This window comes from Bacterioplanes sanyensis (genome assembly GCF_014652515.1).
GTDB lineage: Bacteria > Pseudomonadota > Gammaproteobacteria > Pseudomonadales > Oceanobacteraceae > Bacterioplanes > Bacterioplanes sanyensis.
In genome coordinates, this window is record NZ_BMYY01000004.1 from 338,205 (window position 1) to 346,479 (window position 8,275).

The 8,275-nt window shown below is 53.4% G+C and carries 9 protein-coding genes; 7 read left to right on the forward strand and 2 right to left on the reverse strand.

Features of this window, described 5'->3' with window-relative positions:
- Positions 1 to 5 precede the first annotated feature (5 nt).
- On the forward strand, positions 6 to 959 hold the full coding sequence (locus IE090_RS09020; RefSeq protein WP_189388032.1) for an alpha/beta fold hydrolase: 954 nt from the start codon (positions 6 to 8) through the stop codon (positions 957 to 959).
- A 12-nt stretch (positions 960 to 971) separates the two neighbouring features.
- Here the strand turns inward: IE090_RS09020 and IE090_RS09025 are convergent, their stop codons facing one another.
- Both IE090_RS09025 and IE090_RS09030 read right to left on the reverse strand, forming a co-directional pair.
- Entirely contained in the window at positions 972 to 2,624 is a 1,653-nt protein-coding gene (locus IE090_RS09025; protein ID WP_189388033.1) for an alkaline phosphatase D family protein, read from the reverse strand.
- Between the two features lie 11 nt (positions 2,625 to 2,635).
- On the reverse strand, positions 2,636 to 3,679 hold the full coding sequence (locus IE090_RS09030; RefSeq protein WP_189388034.1) for a metallophosphoesterase: 1,044 nt from the start codon (positions 3,677 to 3,679) through the stop codon (positions 2,636 to 2,638).
- A 199-nt stretch (positions 3,680 to 3,878) separates the two neighbouring features.
- Here IE090_RS09030 and IE090_RS09035 point away from each other — a divergent pair, with 199 nt between their 5' ends.
- The 6 genes from IE090_RS09035 to IE090_RS09060 all read left to right on the forward strand — a co-directional run bounded on the left by IE090_RS09035 (position 3,879) and on the right by IE090_RS09060 (position 8,009).
- Complete coding sequence (locus IE090_RS09035; RefSeq protein ID WP_189388035.1) at positions 3,879 to 4,289, forward strand: GNAT family N-acetyltransferase; 411 nt, start codon at positions 3,879 to 3,881, stop codon at positions 4,287 to 4,289.
- Positions 4,290 to 4,318: 29 nt separating this feature from the next.
- Positions 4,319 to 4,816, forward strand: a complete 498-nt coding sequence (locus IE090_RS09040; RefSeq protein ID WP_189388036.1) for a DUF4442 domain-containing protein — start codon at positions 4,319 to 4,321, stop codon at positions 4,814 to 4,816.
- A gap of 134 nt (positions 4,817 to 4,950) precedes the next feature.
- Positions 4,951 to 5,724, forward strand: coding sequence for an ABC transporter ATP-binding protein (locus IE090_RS09045; protein WP_189388037.1), 774 nt, complete (start codon positions 4,951 to 4,953; stop codon positions 5,722 to 5,724).
- 33 nt (positions 5,725 to 5,757) lie between these two features.
- Positions 5,758 to 6,510, forward strand: a complete 753-nt coding sequence (locus IE090_RS09050; RefSeq protein WP_189388038.1) for an ABC transporter substrate-binding protein — start codon at positions 5,758 to 5,760, stop codon at positions 6,508 to 6,510.
- Between the two features lie 99 nt (positions 6,511 to 6,609).
- The gene (locus tag IE090_RS09055) at positions 6,610 to 7,302 is read left to right on the forward strand and encodes an ABC transporter permease (RefSeq protein WP_189388039.1); all 693 of its coding nucleotides are present in this window, start codon (positions 6,610 to 6,612) and stop codon (positions 7,300 to 7,302) included.
- Complete coding sequence (locus tag IE090_RS09060) at positions 7,299 to 8,009, forward strand: ABC transporter permease (protein ID WP_189388040.1); 711 nt, start codon at positions 7,299 to 7,301, stop codon at positions 8,007 to 8,009. Before IE090_RS09055 ends, IE090_RS09060 begins: the two co-directional genes overlap by 4 nt.
- Positions 8,010 to 8,275: the final 266 nt, after the last annotated feature.

Genomic DNA, 8,275 nt, shown 5'->3' on the forward strand with positions numbered 1-8,275 from the left:
AGACTTTGTTGCGCGTATTGATAAGCGTCACCCTGCTTTCCCTGCTGCTGAGCGGCTGCAGCCACTCTCAACAAGACGCCTTACTGCAATTGGCCATCGATGCCGGCCGCAGTCAGGCCGATCTCACCTTGCACCAAGCACACACCCTAGACGTCGACATGCACTACCTAGAGCGCCCTGGCAATGGCCCAGTGGTGGTATTGGTGCATGGTTTTTCCGCCAACAAGGACACCTGGCTGCGCTTTGCCCGCTATTTGCCCGACGATTATCACCTCATCATTCCGGATCTGGCCGGCCACGGCGACACGCCCGCCGCCAACAGTTACGACCTGTTTATGCAAGCCAAGCGCCTGCAGGCGTTGGCCGAACACTTGCAAATTCCCGCCTGGCACATCGCCGGCAACTCCATGGGCGGTGCCATCGCCGCGATTTATGCCGTGCAGTATCCGCAACAAGTGCAAAGCCTGACGTTAATCGACGCCGCTGGCGTCGAGGCACCAAAGCAAAGTCCGTTTTTTGCCGCTTTAGAGCAAGGCCATAACCCGCTGATCGCCACCGACAACGACAGCTTTGAACAGCGCTGGCACATGACCATGAGCCAGCCGCCGCTACTGCCCTGGCCCCTGCGCCCAGCGTTAGTGCGCCAGACTCTGGCACGCGAGAACATTAACCGCACTATATTTGCTGACATGCTAGCCACCCGAGCAACACTGTCGCAGCAAGCCTTTGCACAGCAACTCAGCCAAACCGACGTGCCGGCATTGATTATGTGGGGAGAAGAAGATCAGGTGCTGGATGTGTCATCCGTCGGCGTTTTTAAACGTCATTTGCCGCACGCGCAAGTGGTGACCTATGCCGATATTGGCCATTTGCCCATGGTAGAAACGCCACAGCAAAGCGCCGACGACTTTATTCATTTTATTGAGCAGCAGCGGGCGTCCCTGCCCGCAAAACCTTAAGCCCTTAGACTCTTAAGCTTCGGCTGCTGCCGGCTCAGGTTGAGGTGCCAACGGTACCTCGTTATGAACCCCTGTCACCGGGCCGCTCGCCTCGCTGACGCGGTTAGCGCCGTTGTCGGTTTTATATGAAGTGGCATGGAAATGTGCAGTCGTGCGCTTATCAACGCTTTGCACATGATACCAATCCGCTTGGGCACGCTCAGCCGTGACATCGAGCACAAAAAAGCCGCGATGCACCATGTCACAGTATTTTAAATGCGGGCTGGAGCCTTTCAGCGCCGCAGCAGCGACATCACCCACCACTGGCGGCAAAGCCGGTGATGTTACCGACGGCGTCACAAACTCAACCCCCAATGAGCCTTCACCGGTGTTGCCATCATACAAAGAGCGATCGAACGGATCCTTGGCCAGATCGGCGACCCAGGTCGAGTGAATATCGCCGGTCAGCACCACAAAATTATCAATATTGTTGCGTTCAATATGATCGAATAAACGCTTGCGGGTAGCGGTATAGCCATCCCAGGTATCGAGGAAAAACGACACACCGCCGCCGAGTTTATCGGGCAGCGCGACTGGGCCAATCTCCTGCATTTGCACTTGCTGACCGCACAGCTTCCAACGGGCGGTGGAACTGGCCAGCTGGTTTTGCAACCAGGCCTCTTGCTCAAACCCGAGCAAAGTACGGTTCGGGTCATTGCGCTCACGCTGGGTGAAAAAACCCACCTGCTCGTCGCGCCCTTCGACGCGTGTGTCCAGCATCATTAAATCGACCAGATCGCCAAAACGAAACTTGCGATAAACCGCTTCCAAATCATGCGGCTGCTGGCGAATCGGCATCCACTCAAAATACGCCTGCTTAGCGGCACGCTTGCGTGCCAGCCAATCGCCTTCACCTTCGTTGTGGTTTTCGGCGCCGTCTTTCCAAGTATCGTTGGCGAACTCGTGATCATCCCACGTCACAATAAAAGGGTATTGCTGGTGGGCAGCTTGCAAGTCCGGATCACGTTTATACAGATTATGACGTAGGCGGTAGTCACCCAAGCTCACGATTTCATGTTTGGGTAATAAAGCACGCTGTGCACGCAGGTCTTTATCGTCGTATTTGCCTTCGGCGTATTCATAAATGTAATCGCCCAAATGCAAAATGGCGTGTAGGTCGTTGCGCTCGGATAAAATGCGATACACATTAAAATACCCATGCGCAAAACTGGAGCACGACACCACCGCCAAGCGCAAACGGTCCATACCGGTTTCTGCCGCGGTATGTGTGCGGCCAATCGGCGACTGCACATTGCCGACACTGAACTGATAATAATACCAAGTGTCTGGCATCAAACCGTCGACATCGACCTTCACCGTATAGTCACGACTGGCATCCGTTACCACGGTGCCGCTATTGACCTCGTATTGCATATCGACGTCTTCGCAAATGCGCCAATTAACGCTCACCGGCGCATCCACTTCAGGTGTGATGCGAGTCCACAAAATAACTTGATTGGCCAGTGGGTCACCCGAGGCTACCCCGTGAGCAAAATTCGCCAGTTCACGATCGGCCAAAGGGTCATCGCCTGGCTTAGAAGTCATGGCAATGGCAGGGCCAGCGACCGCCGCAGTGGCACCTAAAAGTCCCGCCTGTTGAAAAAACTTGCGTCGAGAAACAGTCATCAGCAATCTCCTTATTGGCGCGTCAGGGTTTGGTTAAAAGCAGCATTAACTTCGCCACTGCTCGGGTCGACGGTGTAGGCCGTACCGCGAAATTCATCACCTTCAATTTCGATATAGAAAAAGCCCAAGGTATTGTCGGCTTGCCAATAGGCTGGGTTGTTATTTGGTTTTTTCAGCTCGCGCGTTTTACCGCCCGCGCCAGAAATAATGTGAAAAGTCTTGCCGCATTTATCGACGGGTTTCAGCCATTGCAAATCATGATCGTGACCGGCGATCATCACATCCACGCGATCACAAACGTGATTTTTTAGCATTTTGTAATACACCACACCGGCGCCTGGAAAGCCGTCGTAGAGGCCAGCGTTACCGTGCTTGCCATTAGAAATAAACGCATGATGAGCAAAAGCGATTTTCCACGGCGCGTTGGAGTCTTGCAGCTCCACTTCCAGCCAGCGCTGCTGTCGATCACGGTAGGGCAACTGCCAGTATTCCGGGTCACCGTCTGACACCGCGGCCAGCGGATTTGAATCGAGCGAGAAAAACTCCACCAGCGGCTCAACATCGCCTTTAGGCGCGGTAAAATTGTAATAACGCGCCGGCATTTGCCATTTATTACTGAGGCGATCGCGCTTGTAGTGGTACTCGACCTGTACGTCGCCCTTGTCATTGTCCAAACCGTCACCGCCGACCAACCAAGAGTTATCGTGATTGCCCAGGGTCATATAAAACGGAAAGTCCAAGTTTTGATAAGGCTGTTCGAATTTCATTTCGAACTGAATATCATCGGTAGAGTCCGCGCCCGACTCGTAAATATTGTCACCCAAGCCAATGGCAAAATCGCAACCGCGTTGAGCACACACCTGCTCCATGGCGGCGGCCACTTTATATTGGCCGTCTTTGCCTGTGCCCATATCGCCAATGGCAATAAAGCGTACAATTTTGCCCTCAACTGGGTCGACATCCGGTAATGGCTCTGGTTTATCAGACATGGCCAGTACCGTGGCACTGGACAGCAAGCCAGCCAACAGGCCGGTATAATGCGTGGTGCTAATCATCGGGCGATCTCCAACGGGGGTGAGAAACAGCGCGCAGGTTAGTTGCACGTTGTTACAAACTCATTATTGTTTTATTGCAGCCAAACACCTGACGACATGGTCAATTTCGATTTAAATCAGAAACTTATCAGCATTGCCGCCATTTTGGGTTGGCTAGAAAAGCAGTGCAGCACGAGATTCAAAAGTTGGTTAGGTACATATGTGCCAGTTTGAATTTCGACCCGATTCGCCCCTCGCTGATTGCAACCAGCTGTACAAAGCCGCCGGCGATCATGGCCGCGCAGGCCCTACTGAAGCCCGCCCAGGTTTGTATTGTCAGCAGCAATTGGTGGCCATCGCCCGCTTGCTGCCCGGCGAAAACGCTTGGTTATTGCGCAACCTTTGTGTGGCACCCACCTGGCGTGGACAGCGTCTGGGGCAGGTATTAATGGCTCATATTCACCAGCACTGGCCGCAGCACACGCTGTATTTACGCCCACTGCCGGGGCTGGAACCCTATTATCGCCAACTCGGCTATCAGCCATTACCGCCTCAATCTTTGTTTCGAGCACGCTTTCCCAAACAACGCAGCGTCACTTCGGTCATGTTCAGAGCCGCTACCAAGGCCTAAACTGCGCTCTTTTTTACGGAACAACTGTCATGCCACAAAGTAACCAACTCTCTCGCCTGGTGCACAGCGTGCGCCGCGTCCCCAAGCGTTTTCAGCCAGCGGTTTTGTCGTTCATCATGGGCAAAGTCATTCCTTTTGCCGGCACCGCGGGCACACGGGTAGAAAAACTTGAACCACAAGAGTGCATCATTGTGCTGCGCAATCGCAGAAAGGTGCGCAATCACATTGGCAGCGTGCACGCTGCCGCCATGGCACTGCTGGCAGAATCCGCCACCGGCTTTATGACCGGGCTGTCCGTGCCGGATGATCGCATCATTGTGATCCGCACAATGGAGTTGGAATACGTCAAGCGCGCCAGCGGTGATATGAAGGCCGTCGCCAGCTTCAGTGATGAGCAACTTGAGTACGTTCGTAACACCGAAAAAGGCGACATTCAGGTGCCCGTTACCATCACTGACGCCAGTGGCACAGAAACGGTAAAAGCCAACATGGTCTGGGCTTGGACACCGAAAAAACGCCCCGCCTAAACCACCGCTTCGTCGTGTCAAGCTGGACGGATGGCCAAACAGCAGATATTGTCATCGGCTTTTGAATACCTGCTTGGGCAGAAAACCTACCCAAGCAGAGCGGTTATCCACACAATAACAACGGCGAAAGCAGCATGAGCAATCCAACCCTCGCTCTGGAGCTCACCGACATCCATAAGTCGTACGGTGACCTGGAAGTGCTGAAAGGCGTCAGCCTCAGTGCCCATACAGGCGATGTCATTTCCATCTTGGGCTCCAGTGGCTCTGGCAAAAGCACCCTGTTGCGCTGCATTAATTTGCTGGAAAACCCCAGCCAGGGGAACATCGTCATTGGCGGCGAGCCATTGGCACTTAAGCCAAATAAAGCAGGCGATCTAGTCGCTGTCAGTGAGCAACAATTGCAGGCCGTGCGCGCACGGCTGGGCTTTGTGTTCCAACAGTTCAATCTGTGGCCACATAAGACCATTTTGCAAAACATCATCGAAGCGCCCACTCAGGTTTTAAAGCTGCCTAAAGACCAGGCCATCGAAAAGGCACAAGCCTTGCTTAAGAAGGTCGGTCTGGCGGACAAGCAGGATGCCTACCCAGGCAATCTTTCCGGCGGACAGCAACAACGTGTCGCCATTGCCCGCACACTGGCCATGGACCCACAAGTACTGCTGTTCGATGAACCGACCTCCGCCCTTGACCCAGAACTGGTCAATGAGGTGTTGGCGGTGATGCGGGAACTGGCACAGGAAGGCCGCACCATGTTAATTGTGACTCACGAGATGCGTTTTGCGCGCGAGGTGTCATCACAGGTGGTATTCCTGCACCAGGGACAAATCGAGGAAATGGGACCACCCGAACAGGTGTTTGATAATCCTCAGTCGCAACGTGTGCGCGACTTTATGTCCAGCCATCAATAACAAACCAAAAAAACTGACAGCGAGGAAGACTGCATGATTCGTAAACTGTTTGCTGCGGGCATTGCCCTAGCTACACTGGCCGCGGCGCCCGTTACTTTAGCAGCGGATAAAATTCGCATCGCCACAGAAGGCGCCTACGCACCTTTTAACATGGTTGATTCCGACGGCAACCTGATCGGCTTTGACGTCGACATTGCCAACGCTCTGTGCGAGCAAATGGAAGTGGAGTGTGAAATCGTCGCTCAGGATTGGGACGGCATCATCCCGGGTTTGCGCGCACGTAAATACGACGCCATCATCGCCTCCATGTCGATTACCGAAGAGCGCCTGCGCGTGGTCGACTTCTCTGAAAAATACTACTCCAACGTACTGGCGTTCGTTGCCGGTAAAGACAAAAACCTCGACGTCAGCAAAAAGGGCCTGAACGGCTTAGTAGTCGGCGCTCAGCGCGCGACCATTGCTGGCCAAATGCTGGAAGACAAATACAGCGACGTGGTCACGGTGAAGCTGTACGACACCCAAGACAACGCCTACCTAGATCTGGCATCTGGCCGCCTGGACGCACTGTTGTCGGATAAATTCCCAGCCTACGACTGGCTGCGTACCGACGACGGTCAAGGCTTTGAGTTCAAGGGTGAAGACCTCGACATCAACGATGAAATTGGCATCGCGGTGCGCAAAGGCGACGACCTGAAAGATGACTTCAGCGCTGCCATCAAAGCCATTGTTGCCAACGGTAAGTACGAAGAAATCAACAAAAAATACTTCCCGTTCAGCATTTACTAATCTGCTTTAACCTTACACCGACCCGGCCAACGGACAGGCAAGCCTCAATAAGAGTGCCACTGCCGTCCTGGCCGGGTCGTTTGTTTGCAGGACCCGGTTATGGAATTACAAGGCTTCGGCCACCTATTACTCAGCGGCACTTGGATGACCGTACAACTGGCCGTCAGCAGCTTGCTGATCGGTTTGGTCATTGGTCTAATTGGCGCCAGCGCTAAATTATCTGACTCGCGCATTTTGCGCGGTATTGCCACCGGCTACACCACTATTATTCGTGGCATACCCGAATTACTGCTGGTTTTAACCTTATATTTTGGCGGCTCGCAATTGATCATGCTGGTCGCCGCCTGGTTTGGCCACGATGACTACATCGAAGTCGGCCCCTTCGCCGCCGGTGTGGCCGCACTCTCGATTGCCTTTGGCGCGTATGCGACGGAAGTGTTTCGTATGGCCATGCTGGAAATTCCCAAAGGCCAGTGGGAATCCGCTGCCGCCATGGGCATGGGTAAAATACAAACCTTTTTCCGCATTATTTTGCCGCAGTTGTGGCGCCTATCGATTCCAGGCCTAGGCAACTTGTTCCAGGTATTATTGAAAGACACCGCTTTAGTCTCGGTGGTGGGCTTGAATGAACTGATGCGCCAGGCCGCCGTCGGCGCTGCCAACACCAAGCAACCCTTCGACTTTTACATGGCCGCTGCCCTGCTTTATTTAGGGCTGACCTTAATCGCCACCGTGATCACCATGATGCTGGAGCGCTGGAGTAAACCTGAACTGCGAGGCAGCCGAGCATGAGTTGGGAATGGTCTGTAATTTGGGAATACCTGCCACGCCTCTGGCAAGGTGCGCTGCTGACCTTGGAGCTGGTATTCTTCTCCGGCTTAATTGGCATTATTCTGGCGGTGCCACTGGCACTGATGCGCGCCTCACACAACTGGGTACTGCGCGCACTGCCCTTTGCTTATATTTTCTTTTTCCGTGGCACACCGCTTTTGGTGCAAATTTTCTTGATTTATTATGGCGCCGCGCAGTTTGATGTTATTAAAGACTCGGCTCTGTGGCCGGTGTTAAAAGAACCCTACTGGTGCGCCATCATCGCCTTCTCCCTCAATACCGCTGCTTACAGCGCTGAGTTGATTCGCGGTGCGATTCAAGCCATACCCAAAGGCGAGATCGAAGTGTCACAAGCGCTGGGCATGAGCAAGGCCACCATGATTCGCCGCATTATTTTACCGCGCTCTTTTGGCATTGTGTTCCCAGCCTACAGCAACGAGCTGTTACTGATGCTCAAAGGCAGCGCCCTGGCGTCGACCATTACCCTGCTCGACCTCACCGGCATGGCGCGCACCATCATTGCCCGCACCTACACCCCGCTGGAGATGTTCTTTGCTGCTGGCATGATGTACCTGATCATTGCGGGCGTGATGATTGGCTGCTTCCGGCTATTGGAGCGGCGCATTAATCGCTATCAGTATTACAAGTTGGATCCAAGCCAGCGCTAATAAAACGCCCTCAAATGAGGGCGTTTTTTCGTTTATTCCTGAACGATTTCCTCCCACACGTATCAAACTGACCATCTAAATGCAAAAATGAGATCTATTTAACAAGATCCATATCACCTTTGAAACACAACTCATTGGTGGCCAACACTTCCATTACAATCAATGACTTAGCCAAGAACAGCCAACAAGGAAACCAAATGAAACTAGTGGTCCATGCGGTTAATTCTGTAACGATTGTTTTGCCCGCTCGACCGAAGCCAGAATTT

Excerpts from the sequence above, each read along its gene's own strand:
- IE090_RS09045 (WP_189388037.1), top strand. The coding sequence starts at position 4,951 with ATGAGCAATCCAACCCTCGCTCTGGAGCTCACCGACATCCATAAGTCG.
- IE090_RS09025 (WP_189388033.1), bottom strand. The coding sequence starts at position 2,624 with ATGACTGTTTCTCGACGCAAGTTTTTTCAACAGGCGGGACTTTTAGGT.
- IE090_RS09055 (WP_189388039.1), top strand. The coding sequence starts at position 6,610 with ATGGAATTACAAGGCTTCGGCCACCTATTACTCAGCGGCACTTGGATG.
- IE090_RS09035 (WP_189388035.1), top strand. The coding sequence starts at position 3,879 with ATGTGCCAGTTTGAATTTCGACCCGATTCGCCCCTCGCTGATTGCAAC.
- IE090_RS09030 (WP_189388034.1), bottom strand. The coding sequence starts at position 3,679 with ATGATTAGCACCACGCATTATACCGGCCTGTTGGCTGGCTTGCTGTCC.
- IE090_RS09040 (WP_189388036.1), top strand. The coding sequence starts at position 4,319 with ATGCCACAAAGTAACCAACTCTCTCGCCTGGTGCACAGCGTGCGCCGC.
- IE090_RS09050 (WP_189388038.1), top strand. The coding sequence starts at position 5,758 with ATGATTCGTAAACTGTTTGCTGCGGGCATTGCCCTAGCTACACTGGCC.
- IE090_RS09060 (WP_189388040.1), top strand. The coding sequence starts at position 7,299 with ATGAGTTGGGAATGGTCTGTAATTTGGGAATACCTGCCACGCCTCTGG.